We start from the raw sequence: 21,202 nt of genomic DNA on the forward strand, positions 1-21,202 counted from the left end.
CGGTCGCGTGGGACGTCGACGGAGTCGTGCTCGCCACCCCCGCGGCACCCGCGGCCAGGCTGCTGCGCGACCACGCGCCGCTGGCGGCGGATGCGCTGGCTCAGGTCGACTACGCCTCGATGGCGATCGTCACCCTCGCGTTGCCCGCGGCGACGGTCCCGGACCTGCCCGGGTCAGGGTTCCTCGTGCCGCCGGTCGAGGGCCACACGATCAAGGCGGCCACGTTCAGCGCCGCCAAGTGGCGCTGGGTCGCGGACGCCGGCGCCGAGCAGGGGGTGGTGCTGTTGCGAGCCTCGATCGGCCGGCACGGTGAGGTGGCCGACCTGCAGCGCCCGGACGAGGAGCTGGTCGCCCGCGCCCGCCGGGACCTCTCCGAAGCGCTCGGCGCGGTGCTGCCCGCGCCGGTCGACAGCCGGGTCCAGCGCTGGGGAGGCGCCCTGCCGCAGTACGCCGTCGGGCACGTGGAGCGCGTGGCCACGATCCGCGAGGGCGTCGCGGACCTGCCCGGTCTGGAGGTCTGCGGAGCCGCCTACGACGGGGTCGGCATACCGGCGTGCATCGGCTCCGGTCGCAGTGCCGCAGAGACGTTGCTCACCCACCTGCGCTCCGTGCCCGCGACCGAGGGACAATGACCTCATGAGCCCGAAGCCCTCCGCCTCCCAGATCCGCGAGATCAACGACACCCTCCGCTACACCATGTGGTCCGTCTTCAAGGTGGACGGGCCGCTGCCCGAGGACCGGGCGAAGCTGGCCGGCGAGGTCGAGACGCTCTTCGCCGACCTCGCCGCAGAGGACGTCGTGGTGCGCGGGGTCTACGACGTCGCGGGACTGCGCGCCGACGCCGACTTCATGGTCTGGTGGCACGCCGAGCGCATCGAGCAGCTGCAGGGCGCGTTCCAGCGGCTGCGCCGCACCACGCTGGGGGCGCAGCTGCGGCCGGTGTGGTCCAACGCCGCGCTGCACCGTCCGGCCGAGTTCAACAAGTCGCACATCCCGGCGTTCCTCACCGACGAGCACCCGAAGGACTTCATCGCGGTCTACCCGTTCGTGCGCTCCTACGACTGGTACCTGCTCGATGACAAGGAGCGGCGGGCGCTGCTGGCCGAGCACGGTCAGCTGGCGCGGGCCTACCCCGACGTGCGGGCCAACACCATCGCCGCGTTCGCGCTCGGCGACTACGAGTGGGTGCTCGCGTTCGAGGCCGACGACATGTCCCGGATCGTCGACCTGATGCGGCACCTACGCGCCTCGGAGACGAGGCGACACGTCCGGCTCGAGGTGCCGTTCTACAGCGGTCACCGGGTCGAGGTCGCGGCCCTGGTCGACGCCCTCCCCTGACCGCCGGCCCCACCCACCCCACTTGTTGCTGGGAGGAGGCGTCAGATGTGACGCCTCCTCCCAGCAACAAGCCAGCGTGGGGCCGCGGTCAGTGGCCGGTGGCGCCGTCGATCCGCTCGCGGATCAGGTCAGCGTGCCCGTTGTGCCGGGCGTACTCCTCGATCATGTGCAGGTAGACCCACCGCAGTGAGAAGGGTCCGTGCCCGTCGTCGGTGAAAGCGTGGTCGAGGTCCATCCCCGCCACCGCCTCGTCCGCGGCCCGGCACTCCGCGTCGAAGGTCCTCAGATCGTCCGCCACGGAGGCGTTTGCGAGGTCCTCGAAGTCCTTCTCCTCGTCGTCGGGTGTGCAGTAGATCTCTCCGAGGTCCGCCCCAGCCAGGCCGTTGCGGAACCAGCCGCGCTCCACCTCGGCCATGTGCCGCACCAGCCCGAGCAGGGTGAGATTGGATGGTGGCGCCGACGCGGTCTTCAGCTGCTCGTCGCTGAGGCCCGCGCACTTCATCAGCAGGGTCTGCCGGTGGAAGTCCAGCCAGCCCCGCAGCATCGGCTGCTCGGCGCCGGTGGTGGGGACCAGGGCCTTCCGGGTGTCCGTCGATTCGCTCATCCGCCGACCGTAGCGGGGTGGGGCTGACGTCGGGTCCATTCCCGCGCCAGCCCGTGACCGGCGGCGGCGGCATACGGTGTCGTCATGATCAGTGCGGTGCACACGCTCATCTACTCCGACGACGCCCTGGCCACGCGGGCCTTCCTGCGCGACGTGCTGCAGTGGCCGCACGTGGAGGACGTCGGCTCCGAGCCGGGCTGGCTGATCTTCAACACCGGACCCGGCGAGCTGGGGGTCCATCCCACCTCGGGCGAAGAGGGGCAGGGCAGCTACTCGGCGCCCCGAGCCCACCAGATCAGCCTGATGTGCGACGACGTCGAGGCGACCGTGGCCGAGCTGACCGAGCGAGGGGCGGAGTTCACCGGTGAGGTGTCTGACAGCGGTTTCGGGCTCACGATCATGATGAAGCTGCCGGGCGCCGACGACCTCCTGCTCTACCAGCCGAAGCACAAGACGGCGTACGACCTCTGACGGGGAGAACGCGAGCGGCCCCCGGAAGGCGTCGGATAGAACGCCTTCCGGGGGCCGGTTCGTGGCCTCGGGTCAGGCCTTCGACTCGAGCCGAAGGCTGATGCTGTTCATGCAGTAGCGCTGGTCGGTCGGGGTGTCGTAGCCCTCACCCTCGAAGACGTGCCCGAGGTGCGAACCGCAGGATGCGCAGCGGACCTCGACGCGCTTCATGCCGAGGGTGCTGTCCTCGATGTAGTCGACGCGGTCCTCGGCCAGTGGGGCGTAGAACGAGGGCCAGCCACAGTGGCTGTGGAACTTGGTGTCGCTGCGGAACAGCTCGGTGCCGCAGGCCCGGCAGGAGTAGACACCCTCGGTCTCGGTGTCGACGTATTCTCCGACGCCCGGGCGCTCGGTGGCGGCCCGGCGCAGCACGGCATACTCCTGCGGGGTCAGCTCCTCGCGCCACTGCTCGTCGGTCTTGGTGATGGGATATGCGCGGTCGGTCGTCAACGCGGACCTCCTCGGGTCATCGGGTTCACCTTGCACAACACCGGCCGGGGGCGATGCGTTCCCGGCCGGTGTCGTCGAAGGTCAGTCGCGGGCTCAGCCGAGGCCGCCCCGGATCGCCAGTCGCACGATCTGCGGGTCGTGGTCGGAGTCCTGGTCGTGGAACTCGGCGTTGGTGTGCACCACGTCATAGTCGTAGGCCGGGTGCAGTGCGCCGGGAGGGGCCACGGTCAGCGCGGGGCTGATCATGATGTGGTCGAGCACCTGGCTGTTGCCCTCGTAGACGTAGGTGTAGCGCTCCGCGGCCGGGAGGGTTCGCGGCAGGTCCAGCAGCTCCGTCGCCGGGTCGGTGCCGACCAGGATGTCGGCCGTGTCGCTGAACTCGAAGTCGTTGAGGTCACCGAGCACGACGACCCGGGCGTTCGGGTCGTGCGTCATCAGCTGGTCGAGGAAGGCCCGCACCTCGTGCGCCTGGCCGTTGCGCTGCGTCTCGCTGAACCGCTCCGGCTGCTGCCACCGGCCGAAGAGCGGGTCGTCGCCGCCCTTGGAGTTGAAGTGGTTGGCGATGGCGAAGACGGTGCGGCCGCGGAAGGTGAACTCACCCACCAGCGGTTTGCGCGAGTCCTCCCAGACGCTGCTGGTCGGGTCGATGCGGCCGGGGGAGTGGGTCAGGTGGGTCTCGTCGCCGCTGCCCTCCACCCCGGTCGAGGTGGTGGCGTCGCCCGGAGCGCGGTCGACGAAGGCGACGTCCCGCGCCGGGTTGAACAGGAAGACCGAGCGGATGTTGCCGCCCGGCTGGCCGCCGTCCTGGTCGTTCTCGGGGTTGACCCAGCGTGCCTCGTATGCCGGGCCGCCGGCCGCCTTGATGGCCGCCACCAGCTTGTCGACCGTCGTGGTGGAGTCGACCACTCCGTCGTCCTGCGCACCGTTGTTGTCCTGGATCTCCTCCAGCGCCAGGATGTCCGGGCTCTTCAGGTTGTGCACCACCTGGGCCGCGAGCCGGACGAACTTGGACTGCGGGTTGCTCGGTGCGAGGTTTTCGACGTTGAAGGTCGCGACCGCGAGCTGGTTGTTGGTCTGCGCCGTCGTCACCTCACGCTGCAACCCGGCGGGCTCGAGGGTGCCCAACGAGGTCGCCTCCAGCATGAAGTTGCTGAAGTTGTAGTCGAGCACGCCCACGGTGCTGCCGCCGAGCACATCGCCCACGTCGGCGCGCGGCATCCGGACGTCGGAGTCGAGGGTCGTGACGATGACCCGCATCGCGTTGGGGTGGTCGTAGCCGCTGTAGACGACCCCGCCGTGGATGCTGCGGACCGCGTCGACGTTCTGCCCCGGCACGACCGGGAGCTCGCCGTAGGAGTTGGTCGGTCCGACCGCCTCCGCGTCCTCGACGGCGACACGCATACCCTCCATCGACTCGTAGAAGTCGATCGCGCTGCTGCTGGGATCGAACGTTGCGCTGTCGTATTCGACGTTGCTGGGGTCGCCCTGCTCGATGGTCTGCTGCGGCGCGACGCGGTCGATGCCGAGCCGGACCGGTGCGGGCAACGGGTTGCGGGTGGAGTCGACCGTGACGTCCGGGTCGACCAGCTCGGTGGTGGTGAGGTTGTCCGTGCGGCTGCCGCCGGGGCGGTACTCCTGCACGGTGGCCTTGACGGTCAGCGCGTCACCCGTGGCCACGTCGATGTCGCCGTGGGTGAAGACGTAGATGCCCTCGCTCGTCGCCGGGTCGTCATCGGGCGTGGTGGACTGCATCCAGAAGCCGTCGGGGCCGACTGCGGTCACCACACCGTTGACGCCCTCGACGGCCTTGCCCGTGAGCGTCGAGAGGTGGCTGGTGCCCTGGATCTCGGCGATGGTGGCCGTGGTCAGGGTGGGCGGCGTCTGGGTCGTGCAGTCGATCGCCGCCGCCGACGAGTTCCGCGGTGTGGGATCGACGCTCGCGAAGTCGGCGGCGTTGTTGTCGCTGTCGAAGCAGACCGCGGTCCGGGTGGAGGACGTGGTGTTGTCGGTCCCCGGGGCTGGTGCGCTCTCGGAGTACGCAGCACCACCCCAGCCGAGCAGGTCCACGGTGTTGCCCGCGTCGTCGAGGACGGCGACCCGCGCGCCCGAGCTGGACATCGCGATGGTGCCGGTCGCGTCGGGTGTTGGCAGCGTCACGGCCGTGCCGGCGTTGTTGGCGCCCGCGTCCTCCTGGACCAGGTAGTGCGTGCCCGGCTGGACCGTGCCGCTGAGCGCAGTGGTGCTGGAGGGCGCCGTGCCCTTCTCCTGGCCCTTCGACCAGTAGGCGACCTTCCAGCCGGAGAGGTCGACGGGCTGCTGCGAGGCGTTGAACAGCTCGACGTAGTCGTTGAGCCACTTCGCGCCGGAGTTGCCGCCGCCGCCAAACGCCTCGGAGATCACCATCGAGGTGGAGGCGGCCTGCGCGGGGGCCGCGCTGATCGCCAGGCCGGTCACGGCCAGCAGGGGGGTGGCTGCGAACGCCAGGCGGCGCAGCAGGGGAGTCGTCGACATGGATGGAGCCTTTCGCCAGGGGGACGCAACCTTGCGACTGTACGGCCGGGGGTGATCACCGCGACGGGATCGAAGGTCAAGGCTCGGTAAACTCTGGGGCCCGGTCGAACCGGTTGCCGCGAGCACGCGGTGCACCCGGTCAGCCAGTGGCCGGCCGCACGATGCTGCGCCACAGGTGGACCAGCATCGATACCGCCGCGACCACCCAGGCCACGAACGCCACCCACAGCTCGGCGCTGCCGATGTGGCCGACCACGGGCAGGGAGTCGGCCTGTCCCAGGTAGATGCCGGCGACGGCATACATGCCCAGGGGGAAGATGACGCTCCAGATGGTGGCGTCCCAGGGCAACGGCACGCGATGTATGACGTGCCGCCACCAGCCGGCCGCAACCAGCACCGGGATCAGCCAGGTCGCGAAGGCCCAGAAGACGACCGCGAGCCCGGCGATCAACCCGCGGGTCGCGGCCACCATCGGGGCGTCGGCCATCTCGACGATGCGCGCGCCCGCGAGGACCGTGATGGCCAGGGCACCCATCGAGACCCAGTAGGGCGGGGTGAGGTCTTCCGGCGCCAGCGCGAAGGTCAGCATCCGGATCGACACGAGCACGCCGACGGCGACGTAGAGGATGATCCCGACCGACCAGGAGATGACGGCGAGCAGGGCCAGCTCGCGCCGCGCGGAGTCGAACTCGGGCTCGATGGTCGCGGCCACGGTCGCCACGGACTGACTGGCCACCACCCAGATGAACCAGGTGCCGTTGGCGTAACGGGTGACCGGGCGCTCGGCGCGCCCGAGCGCGGAGGTCCACGGCACGACATACCCGAGGAACAGCCAGGCGACGAACGAGATGACGAGCAGCACCGCGGCGGCGAGGTGGAAGTCGTCGACGGACAGTCGCGTGGCGAGCACGTTGGTGCCGGCGACGAAGGTGAAGAAGCCGAACCCTCTCGCAGGGTCGGTGAAGTCGTTGGTGAAGTCGTTGCGGTAGACGACGATCCGCCAGACGGTCAGCACGATGAGCACCACGAATGCCATCGCACAGACGGTCAACAGCACCACCGAGAAGACGTGGAAGCCGTTGAGCCTCATCCCGATCGAGATGATGCCGCTGGCCATGACGAGCGCAAAGTATCCCGGGTTGAGGGTGCGCACCGCTTCCTGGGCGCGCCCGGACACCGTGTCGACCACGGCCCGAGGCTACCGGGCCGGCGAAAAGGACACCCCTCTGACGCGCGCGGCCGGGCTAGGCTCCCCGTCATGGCGAGCAAGGCGCAGGTGCTTCAGGTGCCCGGACCGGGCGGCGTGGTCAGGGACGTGCGCGTCTCCAGCCCCGACCGGGTGATGTGGCCGGAGACGGGTCTCACCAAGTGGGACCTGGCGCAGTATGTCGTGTCGGTGCACGAGGGTTTCCTGCGCGCCGTGGGCGACCGGCCGGTGACGTTGCAGCGGTTCCCGGCGGGCATCGAGGGGGAGGAGTTCTTCTCCAAGAACCCACCCCGCGGCGTGCCGGACTGGGCCCGGACCACCACCTGCACCTATCCGTCCGGACGGTCCCACCCGCAGCTGGTCATCGACGAGGTCGCGACGGCGGTGTGGGCCGTGCAGATGAACACCGTGACGTTCCATCCCTGGCCGGTCCGCACCGCCGACAACGACAATCCGGACGAACTGCGGATCGACCTCGACCCGCAGCCCGGTCGCGGGCTCGCCGACGCCGTCGAGGCGGCGCAAGGGCTGAAGGCTCTGCTCGAGGAGCTGGCGTTGACTCCCTGGGTCAAGACCTCGGGCAACCGTGGCCTGCACGTCTACTGCCGGATCCGGCCGACGCACGAGTTCCTCGACGTCCGGCACGGGGTCATCGGCATCGCTCGCGAGCTGGAGCGCCGGATGCCGGATCTGGTCACCTCGGCCTGGTGGAAGGAGGAGCGCGGCGAGAAGATCTTCGTCGACTTCAACCAGGCCAACCGCGACCGCACCATCGCGTCGGCCTACAGCCCCCGGCCGCTTCCCGGCGCACCGGTGTCCATGCCGGTCCGGTGGGAGTCGCTCCGGGACGTGGCGGCCTCGGACTTCACGATCCGGACGGTCCCGGACATCGTGGCCGCAGACGGCGACGCGTGGGCTGGCATCGACGACGCCGTCGGCGACATCAAGCCGGCGATCGGCCTGTGGGACAAGGACATCCACGAGCGCGGGCTGGGCGAGATGGCGTTCCCGCCGGACTACCCCAAGATGCCGGGCGAGCCGCCACGGGTGCAGCCCAGCCGCGCCCGGAAGTAGTCCGGCGGCACGAGCGGGCGTCAGCGGCCGCGGGCCAGCACCTTCAGCCGGGTGTAGCTGCCGTTGAACTTGTTCTGGTCGAACGGCGTGGCCGTGTGCTGCCAGAAGGTGTAGTAGGGCCAACCACCGGGAAGCGTGCCAGGAGTGCTGGCGTAGCGCGCGACCCAGAGCGGGTTGGTGTCGTTGAACATGCTGGTGTTGCCGGTGCAGCGGCTCCACCAGTCGTAGTTGGTGTAGATGACCGCATCGCGCCCGGTGTACTGCTTGTACTGGCGGACGAAGGACGAGATCCAACTGCGCATCTGCTTCTTGGTCTTGCCGTAGCAGGTCGCGCCGTACGGGTTGTACTCGATGTCGAGCACGCCGGGCAGAGTGCTGCCGTCGCCGGACCAGCTGCCCCCGTGCCGGAAGAAGTACCGCGCCTGCCGCCAGCCGGACGAGACACTGGGGTTGGCGAAGTGGTAGGCGCCGCGGATCATGCCCGCGTTGGCCGAGCCGTTGTACTGCTGGCCGAAGTACTCGTTGGTGTAGTAGTTGCCCTCGGTGGCCTTGACGTAGGCGAAACGGAATCCGTCGTTCCACAGGGACCGCCAGTCGACGTTCTTCTGCCAGCTGGACACGTCGACCCCCTGCACCCCGGAGGTCGCGCCCGAGGCCGAAGCGGTGGTCGAGTAGCGAGAGGTGAGCGAGCTCTGGTCGAGCAGCCGTGCAGGGGTCTGCGACTGCGGTCCGCCGTCTCCGCCAGCAGACCAGCCCATGTAGGCGCCGCCCACCCGGTCGATGCCCGCGGCGCGCGCGCTCCTCGTCGTGGAGGGCGAACCGTCCGACGACGCTGGTGAGGCGGTGGCGCTGGTCGCCGTGACCAGCGACCCCGTCAGGGCAATGGCCAGGACCGTGCCCGTGGCACGAAAACGCTTGTGCATGAGTCTCCTTCGACGCCCGAGGGCAGGGATGGACTCCTGCCAAGGTGGTGGCACGGACCGGGCGCCGTCAAGGCCGTCAGAGGGCTCCGATGCTGACCCACGCTCGGAATTGACCGAATCGTGACCGTTGTCAGCCCAACTCTTTACTGGCTTGGGGCGTCACAACGCCTCCTCCGGCCCACCCGTCCCGAGAGGGCACAGGAGCCCCATCGCCGAGGTCCCGGGGACCGGCACGACACCGGGCGGCGATCAGCCCTGCAGCACCCCGCCCAGGTCGTAGGCGAGAGCGCGGTCTACCTGGTCCAGCGTGCACGACAGGGGGTCGCGGTCGGGCCGCCACCGCAGGAAGGTCACCGCGTGCCGGAACCGGAGCCCCTCGAGCTGGTCGAACGCGACCTCGACCACGCGCTCGGGCCGCAGACGCACGAAGCTCACGTCCTTGTTGCCGCTGAACCGCGAGCGGTCGGTCTCGCCGCGCACCAGGTCGCCCGCCTCGTCGGTCTCGGTGAGCGGTGCCAGCTCGTCGACCAGCTCGAGACGCCGCGCGTTCGTGAACGCCGAGACGCCGCCGACATTGAACAGGCGCCCCTGGCCGTCATACATGCCGAGCAGGAGCGAGCCGACGCCCCGGCCCGACTTGTGCACCCGGTAGCCCACGACGACGGCCTCGGCGGTGCGCTTGTGCTTGACCTTGAGCATGGTGCGCTTGCCGGGCTGGTAGGGGAGGCGCAGCGGCTTGGCCACCACGCCGTCGAGGCCGGCTCCCTCGAAGACCTCGAACCACTCCTGCGCGAGCGCGGCGTCGCGCGTCACCCGGGTGAGGTGGATCGGGGTGCCGCTGAGCTCGGCGAGGTCCTCCTCGAGCCGCGCCCTGCGCACCTCGAACGGCTCGGACAGCAGGCTCTCGTCGTCGAGGGCCAGCACGTCGAAGCAGACCAGCTCGGCCGGGGTCTCGCGGGAGAGCTTGGCGATCCGCGAGGCCGCCGGGTGGATCCGCTGAGACAGGCTCTCCCAATCGAGCCGTTGGGCGCCCGGGGAACCCGCGCGCACCACGACCTCGGTGTCGACGGCGCACCGGCGGGGCAGGTGCTCACGCACGGCCTCGACGACCTCGGGAAAGTATCGGGTGAGCGGCTTCTGACCGCGGCTGGCGAGCTCGATGTCGTCGCCGTCGCGCAGCACGATGCAGCGGAAACCGTCCCACTTCGGCTCGTAGGAGAGCCCGCCCTCGACCGAGTCGGGCGCGGGCACCGACTTCACGGCCTTCGCGAGCATGGGGCTGACGGGAAGTTCGATAGGCAGGTCCACGAGGGACATTGTGACCTGCGACGATGCGCGTGTGCATCGCAGCCGCCAGACCGCCCGCAGGACCGCACGCCGCACCGCCCTCGCCGCGACCGGGGCGGTGGCGGCGAGCACCCTGCTGTCCTGGACCGGTTCGCTCGCGGCGGCAAGCTACTTCGCACGGCGCGTGCTCACGCCGGACCCCGAGCGGCCCGACGACGTGGTCGTCGTGGCGGTCGCCGACGGGGCGGTGACGCTCGCGGCGACGGTGGACACGGTCGCCCCCGGATGTTACGGACTGTGGCTGGACGGGGGAGCCGGCCACGCGCGGCTGGGCGACGTGCTGGAGCGTGAGGGAGGAATCGACCACGGCGGCACGGTGACCCGAAAGCTGCTCGGTGTCGACTCCGGCCGGCTGGAGCCCGGTCCGGCGCGGTGGAACCAGTACTTCTACGCCGGCACCCCCCAGGAGGCGCTGCAGCTGCCGACCAAGACCGTGCAGTTCGCCTCGGACGTCGGCGACCTCGAGGGGTGGCTGGTGCCTCCGGCGGCCGACCCGACACTGCCCGCCGACACTGATCGCTGGGCGGTGCTCGTGCACGGGCGCGGCGCACGCCGCGAGGAGTGCCTGCGTGCCCTGCCGGCGCTGCACGAGCTCGGCTACACCAGCCTGATCCCGCTCTACCGCAACGACGTCGGGGCCCCGCCCAGTCCGGACGGGCGCTACAACCTCGGCCTGTCGGAGTGGAAGGACCTCGAGGCGGCGATGCTGCACGCGGTCGAGTCCGGGGCGCAGGAGATCGTGCTCTTCGGCTGGTCGATGGGTGGCGCCATCGTGCTGCAGGCCCTGGACCTGTCGTGGCTGTCCGACCGGGTCACCGGCGTGGTGCTCGACGCTCCGGTCATCGACTGGGCCGACGTGCTGCGTCACCAGGCGGCGGCCCACCAGGTGCCCGGACCGGTCGAGCTGCTCTCCCGCAGGCTGATCGGCCGGCGCGCCGCGCGTCGGCTGGTCGGTGTCCACGACCCCATCGACGTGGCCCGCACCGACTGGGTGTCACGGGCCGATGAGCTGTCCCACCCGATGCTGCTGATCCACAGCGAGGACGACGAGTTCGTGCCGGTCGGGCCGTCCGCCGCCTTGGCGGCCCGCCGGCCCGACCTGGTGCGTTACGAGCCCTGGCAGGTGGCACGGCATACCAAGGAGTGGAACGTCGACCCGGGGCGCTGGGACCGCCTCGTGCGTGAGTTCCTCACGCGCTAGAGCGCATCCGGCCTGACCCAGCGGCCGATGAGGCTGCCGTCCGCCTCGATCAGGGTGTGCGGCACCAGGTCGGCCCACAGCTCGGGTCCGGCCAGGATCCGCGGATGCTCGCCCGCGACCAGGCTCGGCGTGATCGTGAGGCAGAGCTCGTCGACCGCGTCCTGGGCGGTCAGGTCGTGCATCAGGCGGGGGCCGCCCTCACACAGCAGTCGGCGCAGGCCGCGGTCGGCCAGCTCCTGCCGGGCGACGTGGAAGTCGACGCTGTCGTCGCCGCACAGCAGCACCCGGTCCTCGCCGAGGCTGCTGCGGGCGAGGTCCACCGCTTCGGACGGTGCGGAGCGGCTCGTGAGCAGCAACACGTCGCCGGCCTGCTCGCGCTCCTGTGCCAGCAGGGGCGGGACGTCACCCGACCGGGTGACCACGAGCATCGCCGGTTGTCCCGTCTGGCCGGCCTGTTCGCGGACCCAGCGCCACCGGCTCGAGGTGACCGGCGCCCGGTAGCCCTCCACTCGCGCCGTGCCCGCCCCCACCACGATGACGTCCGAGAGGGCCCGCAGGAGGGCGAAGACCTGCCGGTCGGCGTGCGTGTTGATGGTGCCGGAACGGCCATCGGGACCGGTGGCCGCTCCGTCCAGCGTGCTGACGAAGTTGGCGCGCAGCCAGGAGCGTTCGGTCCCGGTGCCGTCGGGATAGCGGTAGACCTGCGCGAGGCCCTCGTCGTCGAGCGGGTCTGTGTCGAAGGGCACATCGGTGGGCAGCAGCAGGCGCATGTCCCGCATCCTGCCAGTTCTTGTGGTCGCGATCCTCCGGCGGCGGGATCGCTCCGCTCCATCGTCACGGCCGTCGTCCCCGCGGTCAGCTTCTCGCCGCTGGTCGTCGTCGTTCAGTCCCTATGCTGGCTCCCGTGCCCGAGGCCCCGACCGATCATCAGGCCCTTACCGGCCGTGTGCCCGAGGTCGACCGGGAGCGGCTGCTCGCGGACCTGGTGCCGCCGCCGCGGTTCGAGGGCGAGCGGTTCAGCACCTACCGCCCGGCGCCGGACCAGCCGACCCAGTCGGCGGCGGTCGAACGCCTGCAGGCGTATGCCGAGTCGCTGGCTCGGCCGCGCGGGTCGCGGTGGTCGCTCCGACGCCGGCCGCAGGCGGCTCGGGGCATCTACCTCGACGGCGGTTTCGGCGTGGGCAAGACCCACCTGCTGGCCGCGCTCTGGCACGAGGCCCCGGCGCCGAAGGCGTTCGGCACCTTCGTCGGCTTCACCAACCTCGTCGGCGCCCTCGGTTTCGGCCAGGCGGTGGAGGCCCTGCGCGGCCACCGGCTCGTCTGCATCGACGAGTTCGAGCTCGACGACCCCGGTGACACGGTGCTGATGTCCACGCTGCTGACCCGGCTGTCGGACGCCGGTGTCTCCCTCGCGGCGACCTCCAACACACTGCCCGACGCGCTCGGGGAAGGACGGTTCGCGGCCGAGGACTTCCTGCGCGAGATCCAGCGGTTGGCAGCGCGATTCGAGGTGCTCACCATCGACGGGCCGGACTACCGCCACCGCGGTCTGGCGCCGAGCCCGCCGCCACCGGCCGACGACGTGGTCGACCGCAGCGTCCGTAGCCTCGGGGGAGCGGTCGACGACTTCCCGGCGCTGCTGCGCCACCTGGCCCGGATCCACCCGAGCCACTACGGCGCGCTGCTCGACGGGGTTCCGGCCGTGGGGTGGCACGCGGTGGCCGCGGTCGACGACCAGAACGTCGCGCTGCGTCTGGTCTCGCTCGCCGACCGCCTCTACGACCGCGACGTGCCGGTCTTCGCGGCCGGGGCGCCGTTGGACCAGCTGTTCACCCCCGACCTGCTGGCGGGCGGCTACCGCAAGAAGTACTACCGCGCCATCTCCCGGCTGACCGCGCTGGCCCGTGAGGCGGCAGGAGAGGTCGCGCACGGGCAGGGATAGTGCCACCATGCGGCATGGCCAAGAAGTCGAAGCGCGAGACGAAGAAGTCCACCAGGTCCGCGGCGCCGGCGGCGCCGTTCAGCGAGGCACTGCGCGTCCGTGAGGGCTTCGTCCTCGCCGACCTCGACCCCCGGTCGACGCCGGCGTTCGACGGCAAGAAGAAGGACGGTCAGCGGGCTCTGCTGGCGGCCGACGACGAGCTGGACGACCTGCAGGAGCGCCTGTATGCCGAGGCGACGGCGGGCGGCATGCGCTCGGTGCTACTGGTGATCCAGGGCATGGACACCTCCGGCAAGGGTGGCATCATGCGCCACGTCGTGGGTGCCGTGGACCCGCAGGGGGGGGAGCTGACCGCGTTCAAGGCGCCCACCAAGGAGGAGCTGTCGCACCCTTTCCTGTGGCGGATCCGCAAGGCGTTGCCGCGCCCGGGGCGGATCGGCGTGTTCGACCGTTCGCACTACGAGGACGTCCTCGTCGTCCGGGTGCACGACCTGGTGCCCCCGGCCCAGTGGAAGCGACGCTACGGCCAGATCAACGCCTTCGAGGAGAAGGTCGCCGACAGGGACATGACGATCATCAAGGTGGCCCTGGTGATTTCCTCTGACGAGCAGAAGGCGCGGCTGGGGGAGCGGCTCGAACGCCCCGACAAGTACTACAAGTACAACCCCGGTGACATCGACGAGCGCGAGCACTGGGGCGACTACATGGAGGCCTACCAGGCCGTGTTCGACCAGTGCTCGACCGAGGCGGCACCCTGGTATGCCGTGCCGGCCGACCGCAAGTGGTATGCCCGGCTCGCGGTGCAGCAGATCCTGCTCGAGCACCTGCGCGGCCTCGACCTGCGCTGGCCGCCCGCAGACTTCGACGTCAAGGCCGAGCGCAAGCGCCTCGCCGCCACCTGACTCGCGCCCCCGCACCTCTCCCGCGTTGTTGCTGGGAGTGGGCGTCACGGATGACGCCCACTCCCAGCAACAAACTGGGATGGAGGGAGGGGACGCGGTCAGGAGGCGCTGTCGGTGGCCTGGTCGGGGGTCGCTCGCAGGACGACGACCGAGCGACCGGGGAGGGGGTGCACCTTGCCGGGTTCCCAGCTGCCGGCTGATCCCTCGAAGCCCTCCTTGGTCGTGTCGAGCACCACCTCCCAGCTGTCGCCGTAGATCTCGGGCGGCACGGTGAAGTCGACCGGCTCGCTGTGGGCGTTGAACATCAGCAGGAAGTGGTCGTCGCTCACCGGCTGTCCGAGGACGTCCGGCTCGGGGATCGCCAGCCCGTTGAGGAAGACCATCAGGGTGCGCGCGAAGCCGTTGCGCCAGTCGAGCTCGTCCATCTCCTCGCCGTGCGGCGCGAACCACACGATGTCGCCGAGGTCGCTCTCGCCGCCGTGGGCTGCGTCGCCCTTGAAGAAGCGCCGGCGCCGGAAGACCGGGTGGTCCTTGCGCAGCGCGATCACATCCCGGGTGAACTGCAGCAGCGCCGTATTGTCCTCGTCGAGGTCCCAGTCGATCCACGAGATCTCGTTGTCCTGGGAGTAGACGTTGTTGTTGCCGCCCTGGGTGCGGCCGAGCTCGTCGCCGTGGGCCACCATCGGCACACCCTGGCTGAGCAGCAACGTGGTGAGGAAGTTGCGCTGCTGCTGCAGCCGCAGGGCGTTGACCTCCGGATCGTCGGTGGGGCCTTCGACCCCGCAGTTCCACGACCGGTTGAAGCTCTCCCCGTCGTTGCCGCCCTCGCCGTTGGCCTCGTTGTGCTTCTCGTTGTAGGACACGAGGTCGCGCAGGGTGAAGCCGTCGTGGGCGACCACGAAGTTGATGGAGGCGATGGGGTGCCGGCCGGAGTGGGCATACAGGTCGCTGGATCCGGTGAGGCGCGAGGCAAACTCACCCAGGGTGGCGGGCTCGCCCCGCCAGTAGTCGCGCACGGTGTCGCGGTACTTGCCGTTCCACTCGGTCCACAGGGGCGGGAAGTTGCCGACCTGGTAGCCGCCGTCGCCGAGGTCCCAGGGCTCGGCGATGAGCTTGACCTGGGAGACCACCGGGTCCTGCTGGATGATGTCGAAGAACGCCGAGAGCTTGTCGACCTCGTGGAACTGGCGGGCAAGGGTCGCCGCGAGGTCGAAGCGGAAGCCGTCGACGTGCATCTCGGTGACCCAGTAGCGCAACGAGTCCATGATCAGCTGCAGCACGTGCGGGTTGCGCATCAGCAGGCTGTTGCCGGTGCCGGTGGTGTCGTAGTAGTGCGCCTTGTCCTGCTCGACGAGCCGGTAGTAGGAGGCGTTGTCGATGCCGCGGAAGGCGAGGGTCGGACCCATCTCGTTGCCCTCGGCCGTGTGGTTGTAGACGACGTCGAGAATGACCTCGATGTCGGCCGCGTGGAGCGCCTTGACCATGGCCTTGAACTCGCCGACCTGCTGCCCGCGGGTGCCGGTGCCGGCATAGCCGTTGTGCGGGGCGAGGAAGCCGACCGTGTTGTAGCCCCAGTAGTTGCGGCGCCCCTGGTCGACCAGGGAGGTGTCCTGGACGAACTGGTGCACGGGCAGCAGCTCGATCGCGGTGACACCCAGGCTCGTGAGGTGCTCGACGATCGCGGGGTGGGCGAGCGCGGCATAGGTGCCGCGGATCTCCTCGGGGACGTCGGGGTGGGTCATGGTCAGACCCTTGACGTGCGCCTCGTAGATCACGCTGTCGTGGTATTCGCGCCGCGGCGGCCGGTCGTGGCCCCAGTCGAAGAACGGGTTGATGACGACCGAGAGCATGGTGTGGCCGAGCGAGTCGGCGTCGTTGAACTGCTCGGGGTCGCCGGGATCGTAGGAGTAGAGCGAGGCGTCGCCGTCGATCTGTCCGTCGATCGCCTTGGCGTAGGGGTCGAGCAGCAGCTTGGACGGGTTGCAGCGGTGCCCGTTGGCGGGGTCGAACGGGCCGTGCACGCGGTAGCCGTAGCACTGCCCCGGCTGGAGGTTGGGCACGTAGGCGTGCCACACGTGCCCGTCGACCTCGGTGAGTGGCAGGCGGGTCTCGGCGCCCTCGTCGTCGACGAGGCAGAGGTCGACCTGCTCGGCCACCTCGGAGAAGAGCGCGAAGTTGACCCCCGTGCCGTCGTAGGTGGCGCCCAGGGGGTAGGGCTGGCCGGGCCAGGTGTCCATGTGGTCCTTCAGTGGATCGAAGTGTGCGGTGGCCCCGGCGGTGGCCGGGCCGAGGGTCATTCTGCCGTGGGTAGGGCGCGCTCCAACACGGGCCCGGCATGCGAGCGCACCGCGGCGGCGCCGATCGTGCCGAACGTCTGTCCGTGGCGGCGCTCGATACGGGTGCTGACGAAGGGATCGGCGACGTATGCCGGTGCGTGGCGGACCAGGAGGCTCGCCTGCAACCCGAGCGCGAGTCGCTCGACGAGGCCGCGGGCGGCGAACGCGGCGTGCTCGTCGCCAGCAAGCCGCTGGACGTCCCGGGTGAGGGCGTCGAGGAACAGGTCGAGGCCGGCGTGCGAGCCGCGGGCGGCGTCGAGCTCCTTCTGCAGGGTGGCGACGGCCTCCGGCTGGCGGCCGAGGGCACGCAGCAGGTCGAGCGCGTTGACGTTGCCGGAGCCCTCCCAGATGGAGTTGAGCGGCGCCTCGCGGTAGAGCCGCGCCAGGCCGTTCTCCTCGATGTAGCCGTTGCCGCCGAGGCACTCGAGCGCCTCGGCCACCAGCGGGGCGGTGCGCTTGCAGACCCAGTACTTGCCGAGCGCGACGGCGACCCGGGCAAAGGCGGTCTCGCCCGTGTCGATCGCATGGGCCAGCCGGAGGCCGAGCAGGGTCGCGGCCTCGGACTCGAGGGCGAGGTCCATGAGGACGTTGCGCATCAGCGGCTGGTCGACCAGGGCGGCACCGAAGGCGTGCCGGTGCCGGCAGTGGTGGACGGCGCGGACGAGCGCCTGCCGCATGGTGGCGGCCGAGCCCAGCACGCAGTCGAGGCGGGTGGCGCCGACCATGTCGATGATGGTGCGCACGCCTCGCCCCTCGTCACCGACGCGCACGGCCCAGGTGCCGTGCAGCTCGAGCTCGGAGGAGGCATTGGAGCGGTTGCCGAGCTTGTCCTTGAGCCGCTGCAGGGCAAACGGGTTGCGTGAGCCGTCGGGCAGGACGCGGGGGACTGCCAAGCAGGTGAGCCCGCCGGGTGCCTGGGCGAGGACGAGGAACAGGTCGCTCATCGGTGCAGAACAGAACCACTTGTGACCCTCGAGCCGGTAGTTCTCACCGCCCACCAGGGGGCCGGGGGAGGCGGTCGCGGTGGTGGTGTTGGCCCGGACGTCCGAACCGCCCTGCTTCTCGGTCATCCCCATGCCGGCCAGTGCCCCGGCCTTGTCGGCCAGCGGCCGCAGCCCGAAGTCGTAGTGGCGCGAGGCCAGGGCGGGGGTCCAGACCGCGGCGAGCTCCGGTTGCGCGGCCAGGGCGGGGACCGCGGCATACGTCATGGAGACCGGGCACAGGTGGCCAGCCTCGAGCTGGGACCACAGGTAGAAGCCGGTGGCGCGTCGCAGGTGCGCGCCGGAGCCGGGGGGCCGGGTCCACGGCTCGGCGGTGAGCCCGTGGCCGACCGCGACCTCGAGGAGGCGGTGCCAGGCCGGGTGGAACTCGACCTCGTCGATGCGGTCGCCGGCGGGGGAGAAGGCGCGCAGCTCGGGTGGATTTGCGTCCGCCTGGGTGGCCCACGACTGGCACTCGGCACTACCGGCGAGCAGCCCCAGCCGGTCGAGCTCGGCGCGGTCCTGCGCGTTGCCCCAGCGGTCCAGCGACTCGAGCGCCGACGCGTCGGTGCCCAGCACGTCATACCCCTGCAGTGGTGGGGTCTGGTTGGAGACGGCCGCGGTGCTCACGGTTCCAGCGTAGGTGCAGCGCGCGGCCGTCGGGGGAGCACTGCGGATGACGTGTCTGACGAGGGTTTGTGCGGTGGGCCCGTTACCGTAGGCGCGTGGCCACGGACCGGAGCTTGGCGCCGCCGCGCGGGAGGCCGGCGCGGTGAGCCCTGTCAAGAGGCGGATCCGGCAGGAGCTTGCGCAGATCCCTGGGGCGCTGGCGCTGGCGCGACTCACCGCGGAGACCTTCCGCGTGTGCATGCGCTACCGGGTGACCGGACTGGCGTCGGAGGCCGGATTCTTCGCCCTGTTGTCGCTGCCGCCGCTGGTGCTGGGGCTCTTCGGTGGGCTCGGCTACGTCGGCAAGTGGCTCGGGCCGGGCACCGTCGCGGAGGTGAGCAAGGACATCGAGGTGTGGGCCGGGCGCTTTCTCACCGACGACAACGTGACCAAGGTCATCGTGCCGACCGTCGACAACGTGCTGGGCAACGGGCGTGCCGACATCACGGTGGTCGGGTTCCTGATCGCGGCGTGGTCCGGGTCGCGGGTGCTCAACGTCTTCATCGACACCATCTCGATCATGTATGGGCAAAGCGGCGTCCGCGGGATCATCCGGACCCGCGCCCTCAGCTTCTCCCTGTATGTCGTGTCGGTGCTGGTCGGCATCGTGCTCGTCCCGCTGGTGCTGATCGGGCCGGACTGGCTGCACCAGATCCTCCCGCACCGCGTCCAGTTCCTCACCAACCTCTATTGGCCGGTCGTGGTCGTTCTCGTGGTGGCGAGCATCACGACCCTCTTCCACATCAGCACGCCGCGGCGCTCGCCATGGGTGCGAGACGTCCCGGGCGCGCTGCTCACCCTGGTGATCTGGCTGCTGAGCTCGTTCGTGCTGCGCCAGTGGCTGGGCGCCTCGGTGGGGGGCGCCTCGACGTCGATCTACGGGCCGCTCGCCGCACCGATCGTCGTGCTGATCTGGCTCTACTTCCTGGCCATCGCGATCCTCATCGGGGCAGCGCTCAACGCGGCGGTGCGCCGGCTCTGGCCGGTCGAGGAGCGGCCGAGCAGCCGTGCCAAGGCGGTCGAATGGGTGGGCAGTGAGGTGTCACGCCGGCGCGGCGCCAAGCACGAGCGGCCGCTGACTCCGCTGCCCGAGGGTCAGCAGCGGCGCGAACGCCGGGCCCGGTTGGACTCCGATCCTCCGGATCGGTTAGTGTCTGTCCGCACGCGCAGCGAGTGACGACTCGGTGCGGCGCACGCGGACGTAGCTCAGTTGGTAGAGCGCAACCTTGCCAAGGTTGAGGTCGCCGGTTCGAGACCGGTCGTCCGCTCGGGGCCCAAAGGCCTTCACGGTGGAGTGGCCGAGAGGCGAGGCAACGGCCTGCAAAGCCGTGTACACGGGTTCAAATCCCGTCTCCACCTCCAAGCAGTTCCACACGCACGGGCGATTGGCGCAGCGGTAGCGCGCTTCCCTGACACGGAAGAGGTCACTGGTTCGATCCCAGTATCGCCCACCAGTTCGAGAACGGTCTCTGACCTGCGGAAACGCTGGGTCAGGGGCTTCTTGTATGCCGGGTCCGCAGCGGCCGGGGACCGTGATGCCGTCGACCACGGCCCGGAAGGAGCGGCGGACGTTGGCCGCGTCCAGGGGGCACCGCGACGGGAGCAGAAGACCAGGCCGTGGGCCTGCCAGGCGCCACCTGCTGCGGCACGGGCGGTGCCCTGCTCGGCGCGGTGGCGGATGAGGACTTCGACCGCGCGCTGTGGCAGGCGCAAGGTCCGGCGGGACAGCTTGGTCTTGGTGTCGCCACCCTGACGGACCGACCGGCCATACCTGCATCGTGGGTGGCAGGGGAGGGTCGTGGTCAGGCTTTCCCTCGAGGTTGAGGCGTTCCCGGGTGAGAGCCCGAAGCTCCTCGGTCCGGGCACCCGTGAGGAGGCTGAGGACGATGTAGGCATGCATCGGAGTGCCCTCAGCGGCCTTCAGCAGCGCGGTGGCCTGGGCGAGGTTGAGCGACTTGGACGGGCGTCCGGCGCCGCCGGAGGGAACCTCGACCACGAGGGTCACGTTGCGGCGGATCCGATCCCGGCGGACATCGCGGGAGATGGCGCGGCGGAGGATGGACAGGAGTCGCTGCAGCGTGGCCCTGCTGAGCGAGTCCGACTTGGCTTCGAGCCACTCATCGACTTCGTCACTGGTCAGGTCGGCGAGTTGCCGGGCGCCCAGCTCCGGGATGATGTGGGTCCTGGCGAGGGTGGTGCAGTTGTCGATGGTGCGTTGGCTGCGGCCGCTGAGACCGTGGGCGAGCCAAGACTCGAAGCAGTCTGCGACCGTGTAGCGCTTGACGGGGGCATAGCCCTCGTCAGTGCCGCGCAACAGTTCCTTGAGCTTGTTCTTGGCCTCCGTCTTGGTCTGTCCCGAGGCGGTCCTCACGATCCGCTTGCCATTCGGACGGAAGCCGAGTTGTGCAGTAGCGATCCAGCGTTTGCGCCTGGTGCAGTCATGGTGGTTCTCCTTCTCACGCGGTTTGTTCTGATTACCTCGATCACGGGGCACTATCGGTCACGTGCTGTAGGGACGCGTCCCGGCCGGACGATGCCCGGCGCTCGGCACCCTCACGTGACCATCACATCTCGGGTGCCGCGCCCGGCGTTGTCGGCGAGTCGATCCGTCGCTCGGGGCGCGACTGCCTATGGGGCGCAGCTGCCAAGGCGGCTTGCGCCCGCCGCGTGGCATCGGACGCTTCCCTGACGCTGGCAGTGAGCGCGGTTACGTCGATCTGTCGGCGGCGATGTAACGGTGGTGCGTGACGGCGTTGATGCGTTCCGGGGTGTGTCCTAGGGCCCGGGCGGGCGCGAACAGCAGTCCCGAGCGGGCAAGCCGGAGGGGCAGCGGCACGGCGAGGTGGGTGAGCTCGCGTAGGTCGGCGGTGGCGTAGCGCAGCTCGGCCATGGCCTGGCCCAGGTCGATCCGGGCAGCCAGGTCGGCGGAGGTCCGTTGGTGGGGGCCGCGGTGAGTGAGTGCGAAGAGTGTCTGGTCGAGCAGTCCGGTGGCGCTGGCGTAGGTCTGGGTGGGCCGTTGCGCGGTGGTCACCGCGGCCCACAGTTTCCCGGCGTGGTCGAGCGTTTGCGCGGTGTGGCGGAACTGGCGCCGGGCGAGCGCGGCCTCACGGGTCGGTAGCCGGTCGAGGTCGGCTCGGGCCAGGGTGATTTGGTCGGTGACGGCATACAGGTGGACTCCGGTGCTGGCGATGTTGGCGAGCACGGCGGT

General features: G+C 70.2%; 18 protein-coding genes and 3 tRNA genes. 11 read left to right on the top strand and 10 right to left on the bottom strand.

From position 1 onward, the window contains the following. Together hemG and hemQ are read left to right on the top strand one after the other, a co-directional pair. Positions 1-632: protoporphyrinogen oxidase (gene hemG / locus FRW57_RS03015; RefSeq protein WP_152185256.1), on the top strand; the 632-nt coding region annotated here is incomplete at its 5' end. A gap of 4 nt (positions 633-636) precedes the next feature. Then, entirely contained in the window at positions 637-1,338 is a 702-nt protein-coding gene (gene hemQ / locus FRW57_RS03020) for a hydrogen peroxide-dependent heme synthase (RefSeq protein WP_137121098.1), read from the top strand. 88 nt (positions 1,339-1,426) lie between these two features. Here hemQ and FRW57_RS03025 read toward each other — a convergent pair whose 3' ends face one another. Continuing rightward, positions 1,427-1,942 carry a DinB family protein gene (locus FRW57_RS03025; RefSeq protein WP_137121099.1) on the bottom strand — a complete coding sequence of 172 codons (516 nt, stop codon included), beginning with the start codon at positions 1,940-1,942 and terminating at the stop codon, positions 1,427-1,429. Between the two features lie 84 nt (positions 1,943-2,026). On the opposite strand from FRW57_RS03025, the gene FRW57_RS03030 reads away from it, so the two are divergent. Continuing rightward, entirely contained in the window at positions 2,027-2,413 is a 387-nt protein-coding gene (locus FRW57_RS03030; RefSeq protein WP_152185257.1) for a VOC family protein, read from the top strand. Between the two features lie 72 nt (positions 2,414-2,485). Here the strand turns inward: FRW57_RS03030 and msrB are convergent, their stop codons facing one another. The 3 genes from msrB to FRW57_RS03045 all read right to left on the bottom strand — a co-directional run bounded on the left by msrB (position 2,486) and on the right by FRW57_RS03045 (position 6,602). Continuing rightward, complete coding sequence (msrB, locus tag FRW57_RS03035) at positions 2,486-2,902, bottom strand: peptide-methionine (R)-S-oxide reductase MsrB (protein ID WP_137121101.1); 417 nt, start codon at positions 2,900-2,902, stop codon at positions 2,486-2,488. A 93-nt stretch (positions 2,903-2,995) separates the two neighbouring features. Continuing rightward, positions 2,996-5,413, bottom strand: a complete 2,418-nt coding sequence (locus FRW57_RS03040) for a lamin tail domain-containing protein (protein WP_152185258.1) — start codon at positions 5,411-5,413, stop codon at positions 2,996-2,998. A 139-nt stretch (positions 5,414-5,552) separates the two neighbouring features. Further along, positions 5,553-6,602, bottom strand: a complete 1,050-nt coding sequence (locus FRW57_RS03045) for a tellurite resistance/C4-dicarboxylate transporter family protein (protein WP_238384608.1) — start codon at positions 6,600-6,602, stop codon at positions 5,553-5,555. Positions 6,603-6,671: 69 nt separating this feature from the next. Between FRW57_RS03045 and ligD the strand changes: the two genes are divergently transcribed. Beyond that, positions 6,672-7,694, top strand: coding sequence for a non-homologous end-joining DNA ligase (gene ligD / locus FRW57_RS03050; protein ID WP_152185259.1), 1,023 nt, complete (start codon positions 6,672-6,674; stop codon positions 7,692-7,694). Between the two features lie 20 nt (positions 7,695-7,714). Here ligD and FRW57_RS03055 read toward each other — a convergent pair whose 3' ends face one another. Beyond that, positions 7,715-8,617, bottom strand: a complete 903-nt coding sequence (locus tag FRW57_RS03055) for a lysozyme (protein ID WP_152185260.1) — start codon at positions 8,615-8,617, stop codon at positions 7,715-7,717. A gap of 249 nt (positions 8,618-8,866) precedes the next feature. Continuing rightward, positions 8,867-9,934, bottom strand: a complete 1,068-nt coding sequence (locus FRW57_RS03060) for an ATP-dependent DNA ligase (RefSeq protein WP_152185261.1) — start codon at positions 9,932-9,934, stop codon at positions 8,867-8,869. Between the two features lie 22 nt (positions 9,935-9,956). On the opposite strand from FRW57_RS03060, the gene FRW57_RS03065 reads away from it, so the two are divergent. Then, a complete protein-coding gene (locus FRW57_RS03065; protein ID WP_238999266.1) occupies positions 9,957-11,165 on the top strand; it encodes an alpha/beta hydrolase family protein in 1,209 nt (402 codons plus the stop codon). Here the strand turns inward: FRW57_RS03065 and FRW57_RS03070 are convergent. After that, a complete protein-coding gene (locus FRW57_RS03070; protein WP_137121107.1) occupies positions 11,162-11,935 on the bottom strand; it encodes a pyrimidine reductase family protein in 774 nt (257 codons plus the stop codon). The genes FRW57_RS03065 and FRW57_RS03070 overlap by 4 nt on opposite strands. 122 nt (positions 11,936-12,057) lie before the next feature. Between FRW57_RS03070 and zapE the strand changes: the two genes are divergently transcribed. Beyond that, positions 12,058-13,107 carry a cell division protein ZapE gene (zapE, locus tag FRW57_RS03075; protein ID WP_152185263.1) on the top strand — a complete coding sequence of 350 codons (1,050 nt, stop codon included), beginning with the start codon at positions 12,058-12,060 and terminating at the stop codon, positions 13,105-13,107. Positions 13,108-13,121: 14 nt separating this feature from the next. Further along, positions 13,122-14,009 (top strand): PPK2 family polyphosphate kinase, encoded by an 888-nt coding sequence (locus tag FRW57_RS03080; RefSeq protein ID WP_152185264.1) that lies wholly within the window; start codon positions 13,122-13,124, stop codon positions 14,007-14,009. A 98-nt stretch (positions 14,010-14,107) separates the two neighbouring features. On the opposite strand, the gene glgX is transcribed toward FRW57_RS03080, so the two are convergent. Both glgX and FRW57_RS03090 read right to left on the bottom strand, forming a co-directional pair. Next, positions 14,108-16,246, bottom strand: a complete 2,139-nt coding sequence (gene glgX, locus FRW57_RS03085) for a glycogen debranching protein GlgX (RefSeq protein ID WP_137121134.1) — start codon at positions 16,244-16,246, stop codon at positions 14,108-14,110. 56 nt (positions 16,247-16,302) lie between these two features. Next, positions 16,303-17,955, bottom strand: a complete 1,653-nt coding sequence (locus FRW57_RS03090; RefSeq protein ID WP_238384611.1) for an acyl-CoA dehydrogenase family protein — start codon at positions 17,953-17,955, stop codon at positions 16,303-16,305. Positions 17,956-18,097: 142 nt separating this feature from the next. Between FRW57_RS03090 and FRW57_RS03095 the strand changes: the two genes are divergently transcribed. From FRW57_RS03095 to FRW57_RS03110, 4 genes are all read left to right on the top strand, one after another. Next, entirely contained in the window at positions 18,098-19,171 is a 1,074-nt protein-coding gene (locus tag FRW57_RS03095) for a YihY/virulence factor BrkB family protein (protein WP_152185266.1), read from the top strand. A gap of 18 nt (positions 19,172-19,189) precedes the next feature. After that, positions 19,190-19,262, top strand: a tRNA-Gly gene (locus tag FRW57_RS03100). A gap of 20 nt (positions 19,263-19,282) precedes the next feature. Next, positions 19,283-19,356, top strand: a tRNA-Cys gene (locus FRW57_RS03105). 17 nt (positions 19,357-19,373) lie between these two features. Next, a tRNA-Val gene (locus FRW57_RS03110) sits at positions 19,374-19,448 on the top strand. Between the two features lie 1,253 nt (positions 19,449-20,701). Here FRW57_RS03110 and FRW57_RS03115 read toward each other — a convergent pair. Continuing rightward, the gene (locus tag FRW57_RS03115) at positions 20,702-21,196 is read right to left on the bottom strand and encodes a hypothetical protein (protein ID WP_152185267.1); all 495 of its coding nucleotides are present in this window, start codon (positions 21,194-21,196) and stop codon (positions 20,702-20,704) included. Between the last annotated feature and the right edge of the window lie 6 nt (positions 21,197-21,202).

Origin of the sequence: Segeticoccus rhizosphaerae, assembly GCF_009192725.1 — a bacterium.
GTDB classification, from domain to species: domain Bacteria; phylum Actinomycetota; class Actinomycetes; order Actinomycetales; family Dermatophilaceae; genus Segeticoccus; species Segeticoccus rhizosphaerae.